General features: G+C 65.7%; 15 protein-coding genes and 11 pseudogenes. 14 read left to right on the forward strand and 12 right to left on the reverse strand.

The genetic code is table 11. The annotated features are described in order from the left end of the window. Nucleotides 1-138: 138 nt before the first annotated feature. On the reverse strand, nucleotides 139-1,614 hold the full coding sequence (locus tag OG435_RS01125; RefSeq protein ID WP_266881490.1) for an NF041680 family putative transposase: 1,476 nt from the start codon (nucleotides 1,612-1,614) through the stop codon (nucleotides 139-141). Nucleotides 1,615-1,745: 131 nt separating this feature from the next. Here OG435_RS01125 and OG435_RS01130 point away from each other — a divergent pair. The 4 genes and pseudogenes from OG435_RS01130 to OG435_RS01145 all read left to right on the forward strand — a co-directional run. After that, a pseudogene (locus OG435_RS01130) lies at nucleotides 1,746-1,901 on the forward strand (IS6 family transposase); the annotation flags it as partial. A gap of 302 nt (nucleotides 1,902-2,203) precedes the next feature. After that, nucleotides 2,204-2,578, forward strand: coding sequence for a hypothetical protein (locus tag OG435_RS01135; protein WP_266874824.1), 375 nt, complete (start codon nucleotides 2,204-2,206; stop codon nucleotides 2,576-2,578). 190 nt (nucleotides 2,579-2,768) lie between these two features. Next, nucleotides 2,769-3,128 carry an ArsR/SmtB family transcription factor gene (locus OG435_RS01140; RefSeq protein ID WP_266874825.1) on the forward strand — a complete coding sequence of 120 codons (360 nt, stop codon included), beginning with the start codon at nucleotides 2,769-2,771 and terminating at the stop codon, nucleotides 3,126-3,128. Nucleotides 3,129-3,371: 243 nt separating this feature from the next. Continuing rightward, nucleotides 3,372-3,518 carry a hypothetical protein gene (locus OG435_RS01145; protein WP_266874826.1) on the forward strand — a complete coding sequence of 49 codons (147 nt, stop codon included), beginning with the start codon at nucleotides 3,372-3,374 and terminating at the stop codon, nucleotides 3,516-3,518. Nucleotides 3,519-3,742: 224 nt separating this feature from the next. On the opposite strand, the gene tpg is transcribed toward OG435_RS01145, so the two are convergent. Together tpg and OG435_RS50630 are read right to left on the reverse strand one after the other, a co-directional pair. Beyond that, a complete protein-coding gene (tpg, locus tag OG435_RS01150) occupies nucleotides 3,743-4,300 on the reverse strand; it encodes a telomere-protecting terminal protein Tpg (RefSeq protein WP_266874827.1) in 558 nt (185 codons plus the stop codon). Nucleotides 4,301-5,433: 1,133 nt separating this feature from the next. Continuing rightward, a protein-coding gene (locus OG435_RS50630; RefSeq protein ID WP_430625547.1) for an IS630 family transposase occupies nucleotides 5,434-6,512 on the reverse strand; the annotation gives its coding sequence in 2 pieces (ribosomal slippage) (nucleotides 5,434-6,011 and nucleotides 6,011-6,512; 1,080 coding nt in all). Nucleotides 6,513-6,590: 78 nt separating this feature from the next. Between OG435_RS50630 and OG435_RS01165 the strand changes: the two are divergent. Next, nucleotides 6,591-6,851, forward strand: a pseudogene (locus OG435_RS01165) (IS5/IS1182 family transposase); the annotation flags it as partial. Between the two features lie 52 nt (nucleotides 6,852-6,903). On the opposite strand, the pseudogene OG435_RS01170 reads toward OG435_RS01165, so the two are convergent. Next, nucleotides 6,904-8,199, reverse strand: a pseudogene (locus tag OG435_RS01170) (IS256 family transposase). Nucleotides 8,200-8,258: 59 nt separating this feature from the next. Between OG435_RS01170 and OG435_RS01175 the strand changes: the two are divergent. Next, nucleotides 8,259-8,929 (forward strand): annotated as a pseudogene (locus OG435_RS01175) (IS6 family transposase). Nucleotides 8,930-9,080: 151 nt separating this feature from the next. On the opposite strand, the gene OG435_RS01180 reads toward OG435_RS01175, so the two are convergent. From OG435_RS01180 to OG435_RS01200, 5 genes and pseudogenes are all read right to left on the reverse strand, one after another. Beyond that, nucleotides 9,081-9,866 carry an ETX/MTX2 family pore-forming toxin gene (locus tag OG435_RS01180; RefSeq protein WP_266874828.1) on the reverse strand — a complete coding sequence of 262 codons (786 nt, stop codon included), beginning with the start codon at nucleotides 9,864-9,866 and terminating at the stop codon, nucleotides 9,081-9,083. Between the two features lie 377 nt (nucleotides 9,867-10,243). After that, nucleotides 10,244-11,311 (reverse strand): IS630 family transposase, encoded by a 1,068-nt coding sequence (locus OG435_RS01185; protein WP_430625738.1) that lies wholly within the window; start codon nucleotides 11,309-11,311, stop codon nucleotides 10,244-10,246. A gap of 99 nt (nucleotides 11,312-11,410) precedes the next feature. Beyond that, nucleotides 11,411-11,503 (reverse strand): annotated as a pseudogene (locus tag OG435_RS01190) (IS5/IS1182 family transposase); the annotation flags it as partial. Continuing rightward, nucleotides 11,502-12,707: an ISAs1 family transposase gene (locus OG435_RS01195; protein WP_266874829.1), complete on the reverse strand. Its 1,206-nt coding sequence runs from the start codon at nucleotides 12,705-12,707 to the stop codon at nucleotides 11,502-11,504. The gene OG435_RS01195 and the pseudogene OG435_RS01190, both read right to left, overlap by 2 nt. After that, nucleotides 12,676-13,631: pseudogene (locus tag OG435_RS01200) on the reverse strand (IS5 family transposase). The gene OG435_RS01195 and the pseudogene OG435_RS01200 overlap by 32 nt, the downstream one beginning before the upstream one ends. Nucleotides 13,632-13,766: 135 nt before the next feature. Here OG435_RS01200 and OG435_RS01205 point away from each other — a divergent pair. From OG435_RS01205 to OG435_RS01230, 6 genes and pseudogenes are all read left to right on the forward strand, one after another. Continuing rightward, nucleotides 13,767-14,670, forward strand: a pseudogene (locus OG435_RS01205) (IS630 family transposase). A gap of 399 nt (nucleotides 14,671-15,069) precedes the next feature. After that, complete coding sequence (locus tag OG435_RS01210) at nucleotides 15,070-15,774, forward strand: hypothetical protein (RefSeq protein WP_266874830.1); 705 nt, start codon at nucleotides 15,070-15,072, stop codon at nucleotides 15,772-15,774. Between the two features lie 386 nt (nucleotides 15,775-16,160). Beyond that, nucleotides 16,161-16,256 (forward strand): annotated as a pseudogene (locus OG435_RS01215) (IS6 family transposase); the annotation flags it as partial. 86 nt (nucleotides 16,257-16,342) lie between these two features. Further along, nucleotides 16,343-16,504, forward strand: coding sequence for a hypothetical protein (locus OG435_RS01220; protein WP_266874832.1), 162 nt, complete (start codon nucleotides 16,343-16,345; stop codon nucleotides 16,502-16,504). A gap of 91 nt (nucleotides 16,505-16,595) precedes the next feature. Next, nucleotides 16,596-17,057 (forward strand): hypothetical protein, encoded by a 462-nt coding sequence (locus tag OG435_RS01225; protein WP_266874833.1) that lies wholly within the window; start codon nucleotides 16,596-16,598, stop codon nucleotides 17,055-17,057. 851 nt (nucleotides 17,058-17,908) lie between these two features. Beyond that, nucleotides 17,909-18,073: pseudogene (locus tag OG435_RS01230) on the forward strand (IS256 family transposase); the annotation flags it as partial. On the opposite strand, the pseudogene OG435_RS01235 reads toward OG435_RS01230, so the two are convergent. Together OG435_RS01235 and OG435_RS01240 are read right to left on the reverse strand one after the other, a co-directional pair. After that, nucleotides 18,073-18,255, reverse strand: a pseudogene (locus tag OG435_RS01235) (transposase); the annotation flags it as partial. The pseudogenes OG435_RS01230 and OG435_RS01235 sit on opposite strands and share 1 nt — an antisense overlap. Nucleotides 18,256-18,609: 354 nt before the next feature. Next, a complete protein-coding gene (locus OG435_RS01240; RefSeq protein ID WP_266874834.1) occupies nucleotides 18,610-19,623 on the reverse strand; it encodes an NAD(P)-dependent alcohol dehydrogenase in 1,014 nt (337 codons plus the stop codon). A gap of 210 nt (nucleotides 19,624-19,833) precedes the next feature. Between OG435_RS01240 and OG435_RS01245 the strand changes: the two are divergent. Next, nucleotides 19,834-20,551 (forward strand): annotated as a pseudogene (locus tag OG435_RS01245) (IS6 family transposase); the annotation flags it as partial. Between the two features lie 179 nt (nucleotides 20,552-20,730). On the opposite strand, the gene OG435_RS01250 reads toward OG435_RS01245, so the two are convergent. After that, nucleotides 20,731-21,926 (reverse strand): IS3 family transposase gene (locus OG435_RS01250; RefSeq protein ID WP_266874684.1). Its coding sequence is split into 2 segments (ribosomal slippage): nucleotides 20,731-21,647 and nucleotides 21,647-21,926, totalling 1,197 coding nucleotides; the frame shifts between segments, so codons are not numbered across the junction. A 488-nt stretch (nucleotides 21,927-22,414) separates the two neighbouring features. Here OG435_RS01250 and OG435_RS50635 point away from each other — a divergent pair. Further along, nucleotides 22,415-22,714: a transposase gene (locus OG435_RS50635; protein WP_430625550.1), complete on the forward strand. Its 300-nt coding sequence runs from the start codon at nucleotides 22,415-22,417 to the stop codon at nucleotides 22,712-22,714. Nucleotides 22,715-22,740: the final 26 nt, after the last annotated feature.

Consider the following 22,740-nt stretch of genomic DNA (forward strand, 5'->3'; position numbering starts at 1 on the left):
GACAGACAGGACCGTTCTCGCCGTTCGGATTCAGCGTCACCGAGACGCCGAAACGGAACGGCGACTACTACCCCTGCTGTCACATCTCCGGCCTGACCTGCGGTTTCGAGGTATCCAATCAGGCACTCAGCTTGTCGTTTATCCAGTTCGGCGGGGTTTGGTCCCGATTTTGTGGTGTGCTGGTCGGGTGTAGGGCTCGCCGGTGGCGAGGACGCGTCCGACGTCGTAGCGGGTGGCGGGACGCTGGTTCTTCGAGCCGGGAGGTCGGCCGGGGCCCGGGCGGGTCGGTTTTGGTGCACGGGCTGGTGTGCCGGTCCGCGCGTGCAGGTTCCTGAACCCTCTGCGGACGCGGGCCGGTGTCAGCCTGTTCGGTTCCGCTGGCTTCTCCCACGGCCGGCGGAGGTCGGCGGCCAGCGGGCGGGCAAGGCGGAGCCGGGCATGTGCGGCCAGGATGATCCAGGTCCAGCGGTCTGCCGCGTCCGAGCTGCGGAGCCGGGGCTTGGTCCAGCCGAGGGTCTGTTTGAACAGGCGGAAGGTGTGCTCGAGGTCGAATCGTCGGAGGAAGGACTGCCAGCAGCGGTCGACGTCCGCGGTGGTGGCGCCGGTGCCCGACCACCACAGCCAGACCGGCTTGTTGACCCCGCCGCTGGGCAGTTTCTCCACGGTCAGGCGGATGACGGTCCCCTCGATCACGGGCAGTTCAGCCCCGTGGGCGAGCCAGGCGGCCCGCCGGGTCAGCCTGGGGTGCAGCCGGTCCCACGCCCGCGCGGTCGCATTCCCGTAGAGGCGGGTGTCCGTGGCCGTCACGACATGCTCAGAGCCCCAGGTCTCGGGCTGGCCGAAGACGAACTCGCCGCCGTGCCTCGGTGGGCGTCCGCCGGCGGGATGCTGCCTGTGGAACTCCTCGCGGGTGGGAGCCGGCCGGCACATCACCCGGTCCGAACGCATCCGTCCCAGGATCTCGACGGGCAGGCCGGCCAGCAGGTGAGCGATGCGCGGAGCGTCGTATCCGGCGTCCAGCACGACCAGGATGTTCGGGTCGCCTGGCTTCCACTGGCCCGCTGCAACGAGTCGCTCGAGGACCTCGCGAATCTGGAACGTGGTCACCGCTGCCACGTCAGCGCCGGGCCGGAGACGGACCGCATCGAGCACTGCCGTCCACGAGGTGCGGCCGCTCTCCAGCGCGGCCACTACCGAGTACGGCCAGCCGGGCACCATCTGGTGTTTGCCCACGCCACGGCCGAAAGTGTGGCAGAAGGCCCGGTCAGCGCAGGTATTGGCGTCCGGCCTCAGCCACGGCGAGACGTCCACCGCCAGGACCAGCCTGCCGTCCGCCGCCCTCGGCAGTGGCATCCCGGCCAGGGCCCGGCGCAGCCGGGCGACATCGATCCGGCCCTGGTTGAGACCGCCGTACAAACCACCGTGACCACGGCGGTGTTCAGGCGCGAGCGCGAGATCTACGAGCGTCCGCACCGGTCCGTCCGTGCACAGCAACGCGTCGCACAACTCGAACAAGGCATCGCCCCGCACGGTCAGACACGCGTACAACTCCGACCGGAAGTGTGACACTTCCGCGAACGCGTCCCGCAGGACGTCCTGCTCCATCAGACTCATGACCACGGCCTTCGCGCTGATCCGCTCTGTGACGGAGCCCAGGATCAAGCGAAGGCCGCCTTCGCGTCCGCTGAACTGCGAAAACGCCGACCAAGTGCGAGTCGCGTTCGACATCGGACCATAAACGACAAGCTCAGCGGTTCCTGTCCGCGTTCACCGGGATCTCACCCCACTTCCGACCCCACCGGCACCTGATGACCGCCGGCCGCCACCGCTTCGAGATGACCGTCAGGTTCACCATCTGGGACCAGATCACCGGTGCCACCGGCATGCCCGCCACAGCCTGAGCAGCGGGCCGCCGACGGCCCCCGCACAGCCTGACGCACAATCAAACGATCACACCACCGACAACGTGACAGCGCCCTCGGCACGCTCGGCTTGGCTCCCGAGCACCGTGGTGCTGCCATCTCGGGCAGTGTGTCGAGGGGCACTTCGAGGGGGCGGATGCTAGAGCACGGGGGGGGTGATTCCTGCCAGATTCCCGATGTTCCCGTAGCTCCTGGCGTCGTGTGGGTAGCGTCTGCGGTCATCACTCGGCCGGCGCGTGGACACCGGCCGGGGCTGTCCAGAACAGAGGGAGCGGGTACTGATGCTGAGTGTGGAGACGTCTCTGAAGGAGGCGATGACCTCGATCGAGGGGAGCGTGGCGGTCGCGCTGGTCGATTACACGAGCGGAATGGCGCTGGGAACGCTGGGAGGGGGCAAGGACCTCGATCTGACGGTGGCCGCGGCGGGGAACACCGACGTGATCCGGGCGAAGGTCCGCACGATGGAGATGCTGGGTCTCAAGGACGACATCGAGGATCTGCTGATCACCCTCGGCAGCCAGTACCACCTCATGCGGCTGATCAGGGGCCGCGGGGGCAACGGCCTGTTCCTGTACCTCGTCCTGGACAAGGGTCGGGCGAACCTGGCCATGGCCAGGCACCAGCTCAAGCGCATCGAGGCCGAACTGGAGCTATAGCCGTCGCCCTGCTTCCCGGCTCCGCATGCCCGTGAGTTGAAAGAGTCTTCAACTCGGCACATCTGAATGTGATCAGGCCGGGGCAGGCCGGGCCGGGAGACGGGAAGATGGCTGGAGCCGGACACCAAAGATCCGGCAGGTCAGCTGCCGGCCCTGAAATGGTCGAACCGCGGGTGGAGAGTGTCGTCGCATGCAGGTGCCGCTGTACCAGGCCAAGGCAGAGTTCTTCCGCATGCTCGGACATCCCGTCCGGATCCGCGTTCTGGAGCTGCTCCAGAACGGACCCGTACCTGTACGCGAGCTCCTCAACGAGATCGAGATCGAGCCGTCCAACCTCTCCCAGCAACTCGCGGTACTCCGCCGGTCCGGCATCGTGATCTCCATCCGCGACGGCTCCACCGTCAGCTACGCCCTCGCCGGCGGCGACGTGGCGGAACTCCTGCGCGCCGCACGCCGCATCCTCACCGAACTCCTCGCAGGACAGAACGAGCTCCTCGCAGAGCTCCGGCACACCGACGCCTCGGCGCAAGCGGGCCCGCCCGGGCCGTGACCGCCCGACCCGAGATCCCTGTGCCCACGGGTCTGTCCACCCGTCACGGCACACACCGCCGGCCCGCGCCATCCCGGCCGGGCGGAGGCCCGGCCAGGACCTCCGGGCGTGAGTAGGTGGCGTACACGAAATCCCGGTGAGAGCGAGCGCAAACGATTCTGCGGGCGCAGGAGCCACGGCTTCCTGGGCCACTGTCTGTTCAACATCAAGGCCAGCAGCCCAGGGGGCACTGTCACGTTGTCGGTGGGGTCTGGGGACGCCGACGCCCTCCACACCCAGCGCGAACACGCGAAATGGCTGATGGACGTGAAGAACGCCCACTACCTCATGGTCGTCAAGGGCAACCAGCCAGGCCTCCACGCGGCCATCAAGGCCCTGCCGTGGAAGTGAGGTCACCGCGCCGCTACGACCGCGAGCGCGGGCACGGCCGACGCGAGACCCGCTCGATACGCACCCTCACCGTCACCGGCCTCGACCTGGACTTCCCCCACGCCGTCCAGGCAGTGAAAATCCTGCGGCACCGCACCGACCTGAAGACCGGCAAGGTCACCCGCCAGACCGTCTACCCGACAGGAAGCGGGGCCGGGCACGTCCCGCTGAATCGGCCCCGGGGTCTACAGGTTCACCTCGATGTAGTCGATGTCGGTGAACTCCACGAGGAGGCCCGGGGCGCGGTTCCCACCGTCCTTGAAGTAGGCCTCCTGGAGGCCTTCCGCAGCTATCTTCTGGAGCTGCGTTTCGGGGGCGCCGGCGTCCTGGGCGGCGAGCAGCCGGGCCGCGTGTTCGGGGGCCAGGTGCTGAGTGATCCGGCGCATCCGGCCGTCGTCCGACGTGCCGGGGGCCGCGGTGAAACCGAACCGGGCGCGGGTCTCGATGACCATCCCGGTCTGCTTCGCGGCCTTGTCCCGTGCGCGCTTGCGCACCAGGGGCTGCCACCTGCGCCGCACTTCGGCCGCCAACCGCTCCGCAAGCCCCTGCTTGGGCTTCTTGATCTGGTCTTTGACGTACCGCTCCACGGTGCGCTGCGCGACGCCCAGGAGGGCCGCTACGGCCTTTGTCGAGCCCTTGTGTTGGCGGACCAGGTAGCGGACCTGGGCGCCCGCTGACTTCGGTATGGGGCGGGTGAAACCGGCCTGCGCGGCGCGGTCCAGGCTGTCTCCGACGATGCCCATGAGGTTCTTCACTTCCGTCTCAGATGTGCGCTTAGGCAACACGCGTTCGCACGGGCCCCACTGAGCGTCCATCAGGCACACGTCGGACCCGAGGGCCTGAGGTGCGCTGGCGGGCGCTCAGTGGGGCGTACAGCGGCTAGAACGGGGCGGGTGCGTGCTGCCCCTCGGCTGCCTCGACTGCTGCAACGGCTGCTCGCGCGGCGGCTTCCCACTCCGCCACGACCCGGGCCCTGACCCTCTCTGCCTCAGCGCGGCACCGGAAGCAGAGTCCCAGGGTGACGATCTGCCGCCCGCACGGTTCTGCCGCACCGTCAACTCCGGGGCAGGTGCCCTCCGGGGTCGGCGGTGCTTCCACCGCCGCGTGGTGCACCGCCAGGGCGCAGGGCTCGCACATCCTGCCGTGGCGCAGTCGGTGACCGCACGTTCCCTCGCAGCGAGGCCACCCCGCGCACTCCGCGCACAGCTCCTCGCCGTCCTCCGGCGGCCGGCCGCAATCGGAGCACTCGTACCCCGTTCGGTGGGCAGTCGCCTCGGCGACCGTCCGACCCGCTACCCCGGTACTGGAGTGATCCACCGGATTGTCAGCCGGCCCACCCTGCGCCGGTACCCAAGAGGCGGTCGGGGAGGGAACGGGTCCGCGCGCAGCCTCGCGCAGCCGTGCGGAGACGATCGCGCCGACCGTACGGGTCAGCGGTACGGGCAGGTCGCGCCCCGTGATCACCTGCCGGATGCTCGCGGCCTTCCAACCGGCCTCCAGCATCCCCGTCACCATCAGGCCCTGATCCGCCAGGGTCTGACCCGTCAATAGGTACTCCGGGTGCCACGCGCCGATCTCCGTCAGCAGCAGCACCCCAGGGCTCCCCACCACCGGCCCGCAGTCAGCAACACCACCCGGGCCCCGAGCAGCCTCGGCTGCTGCTGCGCTGTTGTCATTCAGCGGCGCGGCGTAAGCCGCTGCCGCTCCCCCGGCCGGCTGCGCCTGGTCCTGGTCCTCAACCACAACTCCGCCGCCGCCGTCCGTCCCTCCATCCGTGTTCGCGCGCACGCCTCCACCTACAGACACGGACGGACGGACGGACGGAGGTGCTGTCGGGTTCTAGAGAGGGGTTCTGGACCTTACTGACTTCGGCTTTTCAGGGTGAGGGTGGTGCGTCGAGGGTCAGGCCGGTGCCGGCTATGAAGCCGTCGAGGGTGTGGGGCCGGTATTGAAGGCGTTTGAGGCGGTTGCGGACGAGGGCTTCGAGGCGGTCGAGGGCCATGACGGCGAGGTTGGCGAGGCTGCGTTTGACGTGGGCCCATACCCACTCGACTGGGTTGAGTTCGGGTGAGTAGGCGGGCAACAGGAACACGGTCAGCCATTCACGCTCGGCGACGAAGTCGCGCATCCTGCGGGAGACGTGGGTGTTCAGCCGGTCCCAGACCAGCACGATCGGTGCCCTGACCAGCTGGTGGACTCCGTCGACGAGCGCGATGAAGTCCCGCTCGCTCATGCTGCGACGTGTTCCCTTGCCCGCGGGATGGGTCCGTAGGCGGTGACACAGCCGGGTCCTCGAGCCTGGCCGCATCGCGATCAGCCCGGCCACCGACAGCCGTCCCGACCGCCGGCCGCTGATGGTGACGACCGGAGTCACTCCTCGCCGGCCCCAGGTACGCCCCCGGGGCGGCCTGCGGGTGAACCCGGCTTCGTCTTCGAAGCAGACGTAGCCCCCGCAGGCCGCCCTCGCCCTTTTACCTCCGGCCAGGTCGCCTCCCGCCACATACTCACGGCCTGCTCATCGCGTTCGGCGACCCGCCGGGCGGGGACCTGCGGGCTGAAGCCGAGCCGGTGCATCAACCGGGTAGCGCCCGAGACGCTGTAGGTGACGTGGAACTTCCGGCCGATCAGCGTGGCCACCCTCGACGCGGTCCACACCTGGTCCTCCACCCAGCCATGAGCGGCCGGGCCCTGCTCCAGATACGCGGCCAGCTTCTCCAGACACCGCGGGGACAGACGGCACCGTGGACCGCTCGGACCGCGGGAGGCCAGAGCCTGAACACCACCATCCCGCCACAACTGATGCCATTGATAAGCCGACTTCACGCTCACCCGAAGCCGCCGTGCGACCTCCGACGGATTGATCTTCTGCTCGAACAGCTCAGCCGCCTGCATACGAACCGTCTCCCGGCGCCGACGTCCCGCAGGAGTCAGCCCGCCCCCATCCGCATATTTCACACACCACGGATACAGCCACCCACCCAGACCCATCAGGGACTTCGCAAACATTCACCCCAAAGAGCTGAAGTCAGTATAGCCGAGTTGGGATTCACGGCCGAGATCGCGCGTAAGGGCGTGCCAGCCCCGATCCAAGCCGGCAAGCGCTGGGTGGTCGAGCGCACGCACTCGTGGATGAACGACTACGGCAAGCTGCGGCGCTGCACAGAGAAGAGCGGCAGCATCGTGGACTTCTACCTGTACCTGGCCGCCGCCCTCGTCACGCTCCGCATGCTCATCCGTCGAGCAACGAGCCGCTACCGCTGGGCCGACCGCCCCACCACCCGACGCCTCAAGTGATCCATTTGCCGGTCGGTCTAAATCGAACGGTGTTTCTGGGGTTGTTGGGGGTTCAGCGGCGGCCGGCGGAGAGCCGGCCGTCGAAGGTGATCTCGAAGGCGTTGAGAGCGGCCTTCCGTCGCTGTGACCAGCGTTTGCGGCCCTGCCCGGTCGGGTCAAGGCTCATGATGGCCATGTAGACGCACTTGATCGCGGCCTGCTCGTTCGGGAAATGTCCGCGAGCCCTCACGGCCTTGCGGATCCGGGCGTTCACGCTCTCAATGGCGTTCGTGGTGCAGACAACTCGCCGTATCTCGGTGTCGAACTGCAGGAAGGGAACGAACTCGGCCCACGCGTTCTCCCACAGCCTCACGATCGCCGGATACTTCTTGCCCCCGGCGTCACAGAACTCCAGGAACCGTTCCTCCGCGACGTCCTGCGTGGGTGCTGTGTAGACGGGCTTCAGCGCCCGCGCGATCTTGTCCCAGTCCTGGCGGGCCGCATAGCGGAACGACGCCCTGATCAAGTGAACGACGCAGGTCTGTGTGATCGCCTGGGGCCAGACCGTCTCGATCGCATCCGGCAGGCCCTTGAGCCCGTCACAGACGACCATGCAGACGTCTTCCGTTCCGCGATTCTTGATCTCGGTCAGCACCTAAAGCCAGTACTTGGCGCCCTCACCGCCGTCGCCGGCCCACCATCCGAGGATCTCGCGGGTGCCCTCGACGGTGACCGCGAGCACTACGTAGATCGGACGGTTGGCGACCTTGCCGTCTCGCAGCTTCACGTGCACGCAGTCGATGAACAAGACCGGGTAGACCGCCCCGAGTCCAGAGGCCGGTTCTGCCATTCCTGCATGCCCTCGAGCACCTTGTCGGTGATCGTGGAGATGGTGGTCTTGGAAACCTCGGCGCCGTAGACCTCGGCCAGGTGGGCGGAGATCTCGCCGTGGGTCAGGCCGCGGGCGGAGAGCGACAGCACCATCTCATCGACACCGCTCAGCCGGCGCTGCCGCTTCTTGACGATCTGCGGCTCGAACGAGCCCTCCCCGTCACGGGGAACTTCATTCTCGACCGGGCCGACCTCCGTCGTCACGGTCTTGGCTCGGGTGCCGTTGCGGGGTGTTGCCCGAGGTCGCCTTCTCGTGCTTCTCATGCCCGAGGGGGTCGGTGATCTCGCCCTCGAGGGCGGACTCAAGGATCCTCTTCGTCAGCTGCTGGAGCAGTCCGCCCTCGCCGGTGAGCTTGATCCCGCCGGCCTGGGCCCGGTCGACCAGCTGGCTGATCAACTGGTCATCCAGAGCGTCCGGCACCAGCCCCGCTGGCTCCGCTTCTTCCACGGCCTCAGCCGACACGGTCACGTCAATCATCAGGTGTCACTTCACGTTCAAGATCCACCGTTGACCGTACAGACCCCTACCCGGTAGAGATCATTTCGCACTGCGTGTGGCTGTACTTCCGCTTCCCCCTCTCCTTGCGCGAGGTCGAGGAGATGATGCTCGAGCGCGGGGTGATCGTCTCCTACGAGACCATCCGCCGCTGGTGTCGGAAGTTCGGTCAGACCTATGCCGATGCCTTGCGCCGCAGGCGTCCGCGGCCCGGTGACAAGTGGCACCTCGACGAGGTCTTCATCAAGATCGGCGGGGTGCACAAGTACCTGTGGCGGGCTGTCGACCAGGACGGCAACGTCCTCGACATCCTGGTCCAGAACCGGCGAGACAATGCTGCGGCCAGGCGTTTCTTCCGGAGACTCCTCACCACCACCGGGCAGGTGCCCCGGGTGATCGTCACCGACAAGCTCGCCTCGTACGGGGCGGCGCATCGGGAAGTGATGCCGTCGTGGAGGACCGTGCACACAAGGGGTTGAACAACCGGGCCGAGAACTCACACCAGCCCACCCGGCAACGCGAACGCGCGATGAAAGGATTCCGCAGCCCCGGCTCCGCGCAGCGGTTCTTGTCCGCGTTCACCGGGATCTCACCCCACTTCCGAACCGGACGCCACCTCATCACCGCCGGCCGCCACCGCCTCGAAATGACCGTCCGCTTCACCATCTGGGACCAGATCACCGGCGTCGCCGCCATGCCCTTCGCGGCCTGAGCAACCAGCCGCCGAAGGCCCCCCCCCTACCCTCCTGCAGTCACACTCCGACAAGGTGACAGTGCCACCATCGACGAGCACCGCTGAAGAATCGATGTCGACAACGTGACAACGCCCGTTTGCGGTCGTAGGAAAGAGGCTCAGTTCCGTCTCAAGATTGCGCAGGGGAGATCTGCGGGGTGCCGCTGTAGCGATACGACGCGGGGGCGCTGGCCTTCATTTTCGACTGACCGATCGGAGTGAAGTTCACGGCTACATCGACTTGCGTTCCATGGGTTGCGGTAAATGTCGCCGTTTCGTCGAAGTGGACTTTCTTGTTTACTGAGTCAAGCGTGATACTTTCCGGCAGTGGAGGGGCGCCCACCTTCTTCAGAGGCGGATTGCCCCCACCAGCAGCAGGGTGATTTGCCCAATAAATATCCGGCCCGAGGACGTTGTACAGAGAGTCGTCAAATGTGAGCGGGAGGAATCCAATCATTATCCTTACACGGCTTACACCTCCGAGTTCGGCGCGGAGGGTCAGATTTCCACTACTTGTCACTCTCTGGAGTCTAGCCGTGACTGTGGCTTGGGTGTGTGCCGGGACCTTGATGTTCTGTGCAGGAAGCGTATAGATTTCAGCTTCTGTCGAGGTCTGCATGGTGGTGTCACTGTAAGTGATCGCCTGATGGAACTCGGCCTCACCTTTCACCAGGAAATTGAATCCGGCGGTCACTTTTACGCCGGTTTCAATGCCGCGAGTTACCGAGGTGCTCAGAGAATTCGTGATCGTTTTGGCAAACGACTGCGACCTGAGCGTCTGTTCCATGTCGCCGTTGTTCGTCAGTGTTGCCGTACCGAAGAACAGTGTGTCACCCAGCGTCGCAACTGTTTCCCCGACCTGCTTTACGGTGGGATTTGTGACAGTGATATCGCTGTTGTTTACGGACAATGTCACACCCCTCGGGATGGGGGAGAATACAGTAAAGTATGGGGCCTGCTCTGTTGTCACCTGGTTCAGCTGAACCATTCCCTGATCGGCGTAAGCCGATGGAGCCATCAAACCGGCTACAAGCAGCCCGGAAAACCCAAGCGTTCCAATAGTCCGAGAAGTGAACCGAGACGTTTTGGGCATTAGTTTTCTCCAACCACCTTGAGACGCGACACGTCACAGCGTCACGCACTGCGGGGGATGGAACAGGACGCACACTTCAACGAGTCGACACCTACTGTCACGCTCTTCAGCGCGAACGACTCGAAACTCAGACTGTCGCGCTCACGCCCCGCTGGGAACGGCCGACAGGACAGCCCTAGTGTCTCGTGATCCTGTTCATGTCAGTTCGAGTTGTTATTGACAAGTTTCTTCACGTTGGTCGCGACGAGTCTGACCTTCGCAAGGATCTCGCCGGCAGTCGCGGTCCAGGTGAACGGCTTCGCCGTCGCGTTCCAGGAGCTGATGTAGTCACGGATCTGCGCGATCAGGACGTTGACGCTGGAGAACGTGCCGCGTCGGATGGACTGCCGGGTCAGGATTCCGAACCAGATCTCGATCTGGTTCAGCCACGAGGAGCCGACGGGGGTGAAATGGAAGTGGACGTGCGGGTTCTTGGCCAGCCACTCCTTGACCTCCGGGGTGGTGTGCGTGGAGAGGTTGTCCAGGACGACGTGGATGTCCTGCCCGGCGTGCGGCTTCACCGCCTTCTTCAGGAAGGCCAGGAAATCCCTGCCGTTCCGGGTCGGCTTGCACTCGCCAAGTACTTCGCCGGTGATCACGTTCAGGGCGGCGAACAGATTCGTGGTGCCGTGCCGGACGTAGTCGGCGGTGCGCTTCTCGCTCGCCGCGAAGACGACCGGCAGCACCGGCTGGGTCCGGTCCAGCGCCTGGATCTGCGTCTTCTCGTCGATCGAGAGGACCACCGCGCCGCCCGGCGGGGCCAGATACAGGCCGATCACATCGGCCACTTTCGCCGCGAACGCGGGGTCTTTCGAAAGCTTGAAGGTGCCGGAGCGGTGCGGCTTCAGGTTCTCCTCCCGCCAGATCCGCGCGATGTAGTGCCAAGACACGGTGATGTTCTCGGTCCGCCTCAGGTACTTCGCCAACTCGCGCGTGGACCAGTGCGAAAGGCCGGTGCCGTCCGGCGGCGTCATGCGCGTCAGCGCGATCACGCGGGCCCGCACCCGCGCCGGCACTTGCTCCCGGGCTCCGCCGGGCCGGTCGCCTTCCAGCCCGGCCAGTCCGAGCTCGGCATAACGCCGCTTCCAGCGGTCCACCGTCGGCAGCGATACGCCAAGCAGTTCAGCAATGTCCTTGCGGCGACGGCCTTCGCTCGACCACAGCACGATCCGGCCCCGCGTCGCTATGTCGGCGGGTACATCCCGGCTGTTCACCAACTCCCGCAACACGGCGGCCTGTTCTACGGAGAGCTCCACACCAAGCAACCCTGCCACACAAGATCAAGTAACGCCGACGGAATCACGAGACACTAGGGCGTGTCCGCAATGTCAGTTGGGGAGCCATAGCCGTAGGCAGGCAAGGGTGACCAGGGCTTTGTAGTGGCGGGCTCGTTTGTCGTAGCGGGTGGCCAGGGCTTGATCAAGTTCCGTGGGTGTCCGGATCGTGGGTGATGCCCAGGATGCCGAGTGCTCGTTGCGGTTCGTGGCGGATGGCTCGGGTGGTCTTGGCGATGTTGGCGGCGCCGAGGGTTTTCAGGGCGCCGATGGCGAGGTTGCGGAGAGTTGCCATCGCGCGGGGTGCGGTTCGGGTGTGGACGGTGGAGGCGTCCTCGGCGAAAGTGACGTCCCTGGTGTGGTGCGAGGAGTTCTCGATGCCCCAGTGCCCGCGGATTGCGGCGGCCAGGTCGGCTGGGGTGGCTTGGTGGGCGTCGAGGCTGGTGACGGCGTAGACGCTCTCCCGGGTCTCGCGCTGGCCGGTCTGCTTGCAGCGCCGGTGGATGCGGATGGCCAGGCGGGCGTGGGGAAAAGCGATCCCGCCGAGTTGGTCGGGGACGGCGCAGGTCTTGACCGAGCGGGACTCGCGCCTGCCGTGCCCGGTGGCGGAGGCGGTGTGCTGGATGGAGATGTCCCGCCACGGCAGGGATGCGAGCTGGCGGTGAGCCGTCGGCTGGTTGGTCTTGATCACGGCGATGTAGTGGGCCTTCTTGGTCTCGACCAGCCAGGTGATGTTCGCTCGGACCGAGTGGAGGGCGTCGAAGGTGACGACGGTGCCGGCCAGGTCCAGCGGTGTCAGAAGCGGTTGGAAGTGTGTGGTCTCGTTCGTCTTCGCGCCGACCTCCACCTGGGCGATGGTGACGACGGTGCCGTGTGTGACCGCGGAGAGCAGGTGTCGGCGCTTCGCGGTGAGACGGGCTGATCCCTTGAGTGCTTTGCCGTCGACAGCGATCACACGCAGCCGCTCCGACGCCGAGGGTGGTGTCCGGGTGGGCTCGGTGGCAGCACGGTGCCGGTCGGCCAGGTAGGCGCCCACCGCCCGGTCCAGCACATCGCCGTCGACAGCCCCCAGCACACGACCGATCGTGGCCGGCGACGGGGCGCGCCGCCATCCGAGCAGGTGACGGCGGATACCGATCACTGTCAGGAGTGTGTCCGAGGCGCGCTGGCCCCACTCGGCGAGCTCGTCGATGCTCCTGGCTCCCGAGACGACCGCGCAGGCACACACCAGCAGGACCGCGGTCAGTGAGTACCAGCGGCCCCGCAGTGAGCGCGGATCGGGCACTGCATCGAAGTAGGGGCGCAGATCAGCGACCCGGTCAGCGTCCAGCGGACCCAGCCTCACAAGCACAGCCGGGACGGGAGAAGATATGGCAGCAGGCACGGGCCACCTCATGATCAACGGGCGTAGACACCCAAATGATCACGAAGCCCGCGCCTGCTCCTCTAACCACCCCAACCCGCCACAACACCGACCGGCTCGCACGACCCCGGAACTTGCAACCGCCCTGGCGGGTGGCGAGGGCCTTGTTCTGCTTGAGCCGGTTGAAGCAGCGTTCGACGACGTTGCGGCGCCGGTAGACCGCACGGTCGAAACGGCACAGGCTCTCGCCGCGCCGCCTACGCCCGCTGATCTGGTCGACGCGCTCGGGGATCGTGCAGGCGATGCCGCGTCGCCGCAGGTAGGAGCGGATCTTGCGGGACGAGTAGCCCTTGTCGCCGACCACCCGCTCCGGCCGGGTGCGGGGCCGGCCGGGCCCGCACCGTTTGATGCGGATGCGGGCCATGACCAGCTCGAACTGCGTGCAGTCGTTCACGTTCCCGCCGGTGATCGTGAACGCGAGAGGCCGGCCCTGCCCGTCGCAGGAGAGGTGGATTTTCGTGCTCAGTCCGCCGCGGGAGCGTCCGAGTGCTTCGCCGGTCCAGGGCCCCCTTTTCGGGCCCCGGCTGCGTGCTGGTGAGCTCGCACGATCGTCGAGTCGACGCAGACGATCGTCCAGTCGACCTCGCCGATCGCATCCGCGTGCTGCTGGACGTGGGCCAGGAGCCGGTCCCAGGTTCCGTCGGCTGACCAGCGGCGGAACCGTTCATAGACCGTCTTCCACGGCCCATACCGCTCCGGCAGATCCCGCCAGGCCGCACCCGTGGACAGCTTCCACAGGATCCCGTTGAGGACCTGACGCCGGTCTCGCACCGGACGACCCATCCGGGGCGGAGCCAGCAACGGCCCGATGACATCCCAGGCCTGATCAGTCAGTTCATGACCTCGCACCACGAACGGAGTAACGACCGATCGACATTGCGGACACGCCCTAGTGACCTGAGTCTGAGGTTTGTCGTTGGTTTGGGTATGAGTCGTCCTGGTCCGAAGATTCCGCCGTTGTCGGTCACTGATGCCTAGCGTGCTGTCCTGGAGGGCTGGTTGCGTCGTCGCTCGACGGCCCAGGCTTTGGCTCAGCGGTCGCGGATCGTGCTGGAGTGCGCGTTGGGGCACTCCGTGATGGAGGTGTCGCGGCGGCTTGGGATCGCGCCGGGCACGGTCCGCACCTGGCGGCGACGGTTCATCGAGCACGGCCTGGACGGGCTGGGCGACGAGCCGCGGCCGGGTGCCCCGCGGAAGATCACCGATGCCGATGTCGAGCAGGTGATCGTCAAGACGCTGGAGGAGACACCGAAGAACGCGACGCACTGGTCGACCAGGTCGATGGCCGCGGCGACGGGCATGTCGCAGTCGACGGTCTCCAGGATCTGGCGTGCGTTCGCGCTGGCACCGCACCGGTCACAGACGTTCAAACTGTCGACGGACCCGCTGTTCATCGACAAGGTCCGTGACGTTGTCGGCCTCTATCTGGACCCGCCGGAGAAGGCTCTGGTCCTCTGTGTGGACGAGAAGTCGCAGATCCAGGCCCTGGACCAGTCCCAGCCAGTGCTCCCGATGATGCCCGGTGTTCCAGAGCGCCGGAGTCACGACTACATCCCGGCCGGCACCACCACCCTCTTCGCGGCCCTCGAAGTCGCGACCGACAAGGTCATCGGACCTCTCCACCGCCGCCACCGGGCGGCCGAGTTCAAGAAGTTCCTGACCCACGAGTGCGTCGTGGCTGAACCTGGTGGGGCGGTGGTTCGCCGAGCTCGCCCAGAAGAAGCTCAAGCGCGGAGTCCGCCGCTCCGTCCAGGCCCTCGAACGCGACATCCGATCATGGCTCGCTGACTGGAATGACCAGCCCAAGCCCTTCGTCTGGACGAAGACCTCCGACGAATTCCTCGACAAGGTCGCCGCCTACTGCCACCGAACCTCTGACTCAGGTCACTAGGCGTCGGCATCGTGGCTGGTCACAGAGCTCCCGTGAACGCCCCCCCCCTCCCGACAATGCCGTAAAAAGTGGGTGTGATTTGCGATAGTTTACGACCTTTTGCGCGCCCATATCGGTGCAGCTCGATGCGATCGAGGTGCTCTGAGTGATCGGGTAGCGCGGCATCAACATCCCTGCATCGAAGGGGAACTTGGCGGCTGTCGAGGCGCTGACCAGCAGAAACGCTGACACCTAGAGACACGCCATCTCGCTGTGACTTGCGCATAGGCCCTGGTCAACCTGCATTTGTGACTCTAGGTGACGAGACTTCTGCGGAACCCGGGTACGGGTCCTGTCACCGGACCGTGTGCGGGAGGCGCTGCTGCGCCGCACTCGAGACCCGCCAGTTGGGGCGAGACCTTGGAGATCCTCCTCGCCGGCGGCGCCAAGGAAGCGGTGAAGCTGCTCAAGGTGTGGGGCCGCGACGATAGTGGATTCCCCGAATACGGCAGGGAACCGCTGCAGCGTCTGGCCCGGATCGCCACGTCCAAGCAGTGCCGGAGCGACGTCAAGGAGGTGTGGAACAAGTTCGACCGGCAAATGAACGAGACGCGTACGCCGAACCGGAAGCGCAAGGAGCCTCCGGTCCCGCCCCGTGTCACGCAGGACAAGGGGCCTTACAAACGCCCGCTGCGCCGCCCTGACCCCTTCGGCCAGCCGAAGAAGTTCGATACACGCTCCCCGGAGGAGGGCGCCTTTCTGCTCGACACGATCCGCACGAGGCACCACCTGAGCGGGGGGCTCGCTGCGGCGCCGATGCCGACGTGGGTCGAATGCCTAGAATTCCTCAAGGCGGCCTATCCCTCCCACGCGGTCCCGGCCTACCTGGCGCCCTCCGTCCAGCAGCAGGCCTTGGGCGCTCCGGCAGCCTGGCAGGTGACGCTGGACGTCGACTGGGACCAGTTCCGGATCGAGCAGGAAGGACGGTTCGACCCCGCTCTCCTCGGGTACGTGGCCGTGCTCGTGCACAGGGAAGGCAGCGAAGCGAAGTCGACTCCGTGCCTGCTCAAGGTCACGTGGAACGATGGGAGCGGTTACACGCCCTACCTCGAAATGCCGCAGTGACCCTGGGTAGCAGCTGCAGCGGTGAGGATCTGTGCCGGTGCGCTCACCGGCACTTCGGCCGGTACGCAGGCTCAGGCGACGGCCTCAATCGTCCCGTACACAGCTCGCGGTCAATCAAGCGGCCTGGTCGAGTCCGGCGGCGGTCAGGTTCTGCTCCCGCAGCGGGGTGAAGTCGACGTCGAGTTTCAGGTCGCACTCAGGTTGAACTCGTAGTCGCCTGGAGGGTGTTCGTTTCTTGATCCCTGCGGTACGCCGTGGTGATGAGGTATGCGCAGGTGGGTGGGTACACGCCCAGGGGCCCTGTCACGTTGTCGGGGCAGGGTGAGATGATCTTCGGATTGCCTGTTCGGTAAGGGGCCTGATCCGTTTCGTCCAGCACGCCGTCGTATGCGAATCACCGCTACCCGGCCGAGATCATTTCGCACTGTGTGTGGCTGTACTTTCGCTTCCCGCTCTCCTTCTGTGAGGTGGAGGAGATGATGCTTGTCAATGCTCCCGCAGAATTGGTTCTGACCCACTTTCAGTGCAGAGCCACGGAGCGTCACCAGAACCGCGATCATGAACGATCGTGGCTGACGAACTCCTCCAAGACCTCTGGTTCCACCAGGCCGCCGACGTCGCGGTCGAGGCCCTCACCGTCCACACCACCCCGCCCGCCGGCCCCTGCGCCGCAGCGCCCCGCAGGCCGGCCCGGCCACGTGAGCATGACCCGCATGCCGCCGGCCCCTGACCAGTACCGCTCGACCACCCGGACCTCCCCCAGCACCGCCACCGGGCCCGCCCGGCAAAAGGGCGCAGCGCACCGCTGAGACAATAGCGGGATGATCAGCAATGAGATCCGGTTCGACTGCAATCCCCGAGGCGACGGCGGCCCGCTCGTGGTGGTCCCTCACATCGACGGAGCACCACTCACCGGGCTGATCGACGGATTCGAGATCTCGGCCAAAATGGAACCTGCAGGTGATGCCTACGGCGGTCTGATCCCGGCGTTCTTCCGGTTCGGACCGATGCAGGACCACTTCCTCGGACGGTCCACCAGCGCCATGGGGCCCAAGACACCCGTCCTCGGTTGCGAATGCGGCGAGTGGGGATGCTGGCCGCTCATGGCCCGCATCACCGCAACAGCCAACCTCGTGACCTGGGACGCCTTCGAGCAACCACACCGCGAGACTCGCGACTACATGCCATTCGGCCCGTTCCGATTCGACCGTCACCAATACGACGATGCCCTGCGGGCCCTGATCGCGGCGATCGGCTCCGACAGCGACGACCCAAGTGCATGAGCACTGCCGTCAGCCCGTCCTACCGACCGCCGTGGCGTCGCAGCAGCGCAGAGCGAACCTCTGACGTACCTCTGAGCGCGGCCATTTCCTCCGGCCCCCGCACAACTCGACACACCCCCGTGTCCTGGTCGACGAGGATGGGCCAGCTCCCTCCGACCCTGATCTGTCGCCCCTGTTCGTCCTTCGCAGTGGGAGACCAGGTGAAGCCATAGACGCCCGTGACCGCCGGTGTCGCCCACAGGTCAAGCCTGAAGGCCCACTCGTCCCAACGGTCGGTCAAGGTTCGACCGAAGTCTTCAGCCAGCCTCCGTGCTTCGCTCTCCTCCAAGAGGCCCCTCCATCACTCGTCAACACTTGAGAGAGCAGACGTTACGGGACTCGAGCAGGCCACTGAACGGGAGCTGCTGCGGTGCACGTATCTCTGTACTTGGCGGTGCACGCAACACGGAGGAGTGCGCGGACGACTGGTTCAGAGAAGTGACCAAGCCAAAACTCACGGCCCCGTTCCATGTCGGTTTCAGGGACCTCCGTCACCGTAGCCGACCCCCTCCCCAGCGTCCCACCGGCGAGGACCTCCTGTGACCGAGCACGATGAGATGGCCCTGGAGGACAACTTCGATGCACAGTTCGTGGCCTGGCCCGAACCTCCTCCTCGCGCATGCGGCAGGGGCCGCTACCCGGTCAGGCGTAGCGACCCCTGGTCAAAGGGACTCGCAGACTCCGTACAGGTCAGGGATCTCCCACCTCCCGCCGATGGAGGAGCGTGTCTGAAAGATCGTGTAAGTCCGTGATGTGGAAGCCTGGCCCGGGGCTCGGCCTCGGGCCTGTGGGCCAGGCGGATCGGACGAGTCATGGCAGACAAAAACGAAGCGGCCGCGTCCGTGGCCAGCGATAATACGGTCGACGAGGTGGTCGAGCGGCTGCTCGACAAAGCTGACGCCTCGGGGGCGGCCCTGCTCGGTGAGGGCGGGCTCCTGACCGAGATCACCAAGGCCGTCCTGGAGCGGGCTCTGGACGGCGGCAGCGACCGCCAAGCGCATCCGCTGACCAGCACGTAGATGATCGCTGCGAACAGCGTCTCATCAAGCGTATCCGCAGTTCCGCCACCCTGCGCCCGCACCTTCGAGGGCGGGATCAGCGGCTCCGCGATATCCCACAGCCCGTCCGGAACAATCCAACTCCAAGTACCCCGCCCCATGCAAAGCTCAACGACGCCTCACCACATAGGACACGGTCTTAGACCCAGACGCCATCTACAACACCCAGGCACTTCCCCAACCAACCCGCAACAACCCCAGGTCAAGCCGCCTCTGATGCCGCAAAGCCGTTCTCACGCAGACCTGCAACACCCCATCTCACCAACCCACCGGTACCGCGTTGACCATCCCCGTCAGTGACATCGCGTCCTCCGTGCGCCGCCGGGCCCCATCAGGTCGAACACCCACGATCAGAACCAACCAGCCGTCTCGACAGACGAGAACGCTGCAGCCCTGCCGTGCCTCCTCGGCCCCGACCGTGCCGGTCGCGGGGGCTCGATCCCGCGTGGGCGGTCCTATTCGTGGGTGAGTACGAAACGGAACGGTGCGTCTCCGCTTCGCATGCGCTCGATCGCCCTGTTGATGTCCGACATCGGCACGACTTCCGTCTCCGCCCAGATCTGGTGGCGTGCTGAGAATTCCAGCATTTCAGTCGTTGTCGCCCGGCTGCCGGCCGCACTTCCGACAAGCGAATACTGGCCCATGATGAGCATTGCGGCCGGTACGCCGATCGGGCCCATCGAGGCACCGACGAAGCAGATTTTTCCGTCGGGTCGCAGAAGGTTGAGGTAGTCGAGCCAGTTGAGGTCGGCATCGACCGTGGAGAGGATGAAGTCGAGCGAGCCGGCCGCTCGGCGAAGTTGTTCGGCGTCAGAACTGGCCACGAAGTTGTGGGCACCGAACCGACGGGCCGCATCAGCCTTCCGCGGGCTGGTAGAAATCGCGGTCACCTCGCTGCCGCGTGCGGCAGCGAATTTCAGTGCCAGGTGTCCGAGTCCACCGATGCCGATGACGCCGACGTGGGATTCCGAGGTGGTGTGGCGGCTGATCGGGGCGTAGGAGGTAATGCCCGCACAGAGCAGGGGTGCGGCGTTCTCCGAACCGAGCGAGTCCGGGATCGGGAAGGCGTAGGCCGCCGGTACGTGGACGATGTCGGCGAACCCTCCGCGCCGTCCGCCGCCGATCGTGAACTCCACCTTCGAACAGACATTGTCCCGACCGCTTGCACAATATTCGCAGTTGAGGCAGGTGTTGCAGATCGGTCCGACTCCCACGCGCTGCCCCACGCGCAGATGGGTTACGGACGATCCGACAGCGCTGACCTGGCCGATGATTTCATGTCCTGCGACCAGGGGGTAGGACGATGTGCCCAGTCTGTCGTCCAGTGCGTCCAGATCGCTTCGGCAGAGCCCGCTGTGACTCACTTCGATGCGTACCTCATCGGGGTGGAGATCGCCGAGCTCGTAGTTAAGGATCTCGAGCGGGCGGCCGGGGCTCGTGGCGGCATAGGCGCGGACGGGAACGGTCATTCGTGGCCTCCGGAGATGGCAGGGAATAGGGAAGGCCACCAGCATGCACGATCCGAAGTCGGGAGCACTCGACGGAGGACCGGCAATAGACGATCGAATGAGAGCGGGCCGTCGAACGGCCTAGTACCAATGGCTTCGGCCGGTGCTGTCACGTTGTCGGTGGCGGGGTGGGGTGATCTTCGGAGTGTCCGTCTGGGGAGGGGTCCGCTAGTGTCGTCGAGTGCGCCGTCGTACGCGAACCACCGTTACCCGGTCGAGATCATCTCCCACTGCGTGTGGTTGTACTTCCGCTTCCCGCTCTGCTTCCGTGAGGTCGAGGAGACGATGCTCGAGCGCGGGGCCGTCGTCTCGTGCGAGAGCATCGGGCGTTGGTGCCTGAAGTTCGGCCAGACCTCCACCAACGCCCTGCGCCGCAGGCGCCCGCAGCCAGGTGACCAGTGGCATCTCGACGAGGTGCTCATCAAGATCCGCGGAGTGCGCAAGCACGTGTGACGGGCCGTCGACCAGGACGGGAACGTCCTCGACATCCTGGTGCAGAACCGGCGTGACAAGACCGCGGCCAGGCGTTTCTTCCGCCGGCTGATCAAGACGACCGGGCAGGTGCCCCGGGTGGTCGTCACCGACAAGCTGCGCTCCTACGAGGCCGCGCACCGCGAGGTGATGCTCTCGGTGGAGCACCCGCTCCCACAAAGGATTGAACAACCGGGCGGAGAACTCCCACCAGCCCACCAGGCAGCGCGAACGCGCGATGAAAGGATTCCGCAGCGTCGGATCGGCGCAGCGGATCCTGTCCGCGTTCACCGGGATCTCACCCCACTTCCGGCCAGGGCGGCACCTGATGACAGCCGGACGTCACCGCTTCAAAATAAGGGTGCGCTTCATCATCTGGAATCACATCACCGGCACAGCCGGCATGCCCGCCGCAGCCGGAACCACAGCCGCCGACAGCTCCGGAGCTCCGGCAGCATCGAGGGCGCCGTCAACCGCATCAAGTAGATTGAGCGCCAGCTCTACGGCCGAGCTGGATTCGAACTACCCCGAAAGATGATCCTGCTCCAGGTAACTGAGGGGCCTCGCGTTTTTCGGACAGGGATCTGACCGTTCATTTCACGCGGCTATTCGCAACCTTGCATACTCGGCGTGGACTTCCTGCGGAGGCCGGTAACCGACAGCCGAGTGAAGGCGTTTGCGATTGTACCAGAATTCGATGTAGCGAGTGATGTCCTGCCGGGCGGCCTCGAGGGTCAGGTAAGTCACACGTGAGACACGCTCGTTCTTCAGAGTTCCGAAGAACGATTCGGCCATCGCGTTGTCGAAACAGATCCCGGTGCGCCCAGACGATCTGCGGAGGCCGAGCCGGTTCAGCGCCTTCCCGAACTCGGCTGACATATAGTTACTTCCGCGATCGGAGTGAAAAATTGCCCCCTTGGTGAGCTTCCTGTTGCGGGCTGCGTTGCGTATGGCCCGGGATATCAAAGGCGTCTGGTAGTGGTCGTCCATCGCATACCCGATGACTTCCTTCGTGCAGCAGTCGATGACCGTCGCGAGATAAAGCCAGCCCTCGCCAGTCGGAATGTAGGTTATGTCTCCGACGAGCTTTTCACCCGGGGTGTCGGCGGTGAAGTTCCGGCCGACGAGGTCGGGCACTGCGCCCGCCGCAGCCTGGGTCAGGCTGAACCGCTTCGGGCGGGGCTGGCAGGGCATCAGGCCCAGTTCACGCATGAGCTGGCGCACGAGCTCCAGGCCGGCGGCGTGCCCCCAGCGCGCCAGCTGGGCGCGGATGCGCCGGTATCCGTACGTACTGTCGGACACCTCGAAGGCTTTCTTGACGAGCAGTTTCAATTCCTCGCGCCGCTGAGCCGTCGCAGAATCAGGACGGCGTCGCCAGTCGTAGTAGCCGGACTTGGACACGTCGAGCCGCTCACACATGAACTCGACAGAAAATACGTACTCCGCGGTGTCGAGTCGCATCGTTTCGATGAACTCGTACTTGCGTGCTACCGGGGATCCTTCGCGAAGTACGCCGCGCATTTTTTCAGGAAGGCGTTCTCCATCTCGACTTCGCGAATGCGGCGTTCGAGTTCCTTCAACCGGGCGCGTTCACTCACCGTCAGCTCAGCGTCAGCGGCCGGCTCACGCCGTTTCTGGAACTTTTTCACCCAGCCCCGGAGTGTCTCCGGGTTCAATTCAAGCTCTCGGGCTGTCTCCGAGACGGTCTTGCTGGAGCGGAGCGCGATCTGGACTGCTTCCTCGCGGAACTCCGGGGTGTACTTGCTGGGCGGTGCCACTTCGTGCTTCCTCATTCCCTTGACAGGACAACCCTATTGGGCCCCTGTCCGAGAACTTCGGGGCACCTCAAACGCCGCAACGTGCTGATACGGGCTGGGCGGCCCTACTTGGCCACCATCGAAGTCTGCCGCGCATAAACGTTCAGCCCGCACGGACGTGGGCAACTGCAGGCTCCGACTGCCACGAGCTCCGCCCGCAGGGCGTCCGAGGCATTGGGGTGATGAACGATGCGTTCGCGAAGAACGAACCATCTCGTGCCAGCCTCCTTCGCCCACAGATCTGCGAGCCGGCGCAGTGCGGTGTCCGGCAGGTTTGGGTTGATCAGCGCATTCCACTGAACCGACGATTCCATGTCCCGTGCGAGCCGATCGAATGCATCAGGCGGTGCCAGGGGACTGCGCCGTCCACAGCCGCACCGGTCGAATCTCATGGGCCTTGACCCCTGATTTTGCACACACGAGACACTGGATCCTGAGGATCTGAGAACGGACATCTCGTGGTCATGAAGAACTACCCGCCGGAGTTCAAGGCGGACGCGGTCGCGCTGTACGAGTCGCGGCCGGAGGCGACGATAACGTCGGTCGCCGCCGATCTGGGGATCAACCCGGAGACGCTGCGGAACTGGGTCCGGGCGGCCGGAGCGAGTCGGCCCCGCGGACGCCGGACGCAGGAACCGGCCCAGCCGCCGGCCCCGCTGGAGGCAGAGAACGCAGCTCTGCGGAAGAAGGTCCGTGAGCTGGAAGAGGAACGCGAGATCCTGCGGAAAGCGGCGAAGTATTTCGCCGGGGAGACGCGCTGGTGAACCGCTTCCAGTGCGTCGCCGACCAT

Source organism: Streptomyces sp. NBC_01264 (assembly GCF_026340675.1).
Taxonomy (GTDB): Bacteria; Actinomycetota; Actinomycetes; order Streptomycetales; family Streptomycetaceae; genus Streptomyces.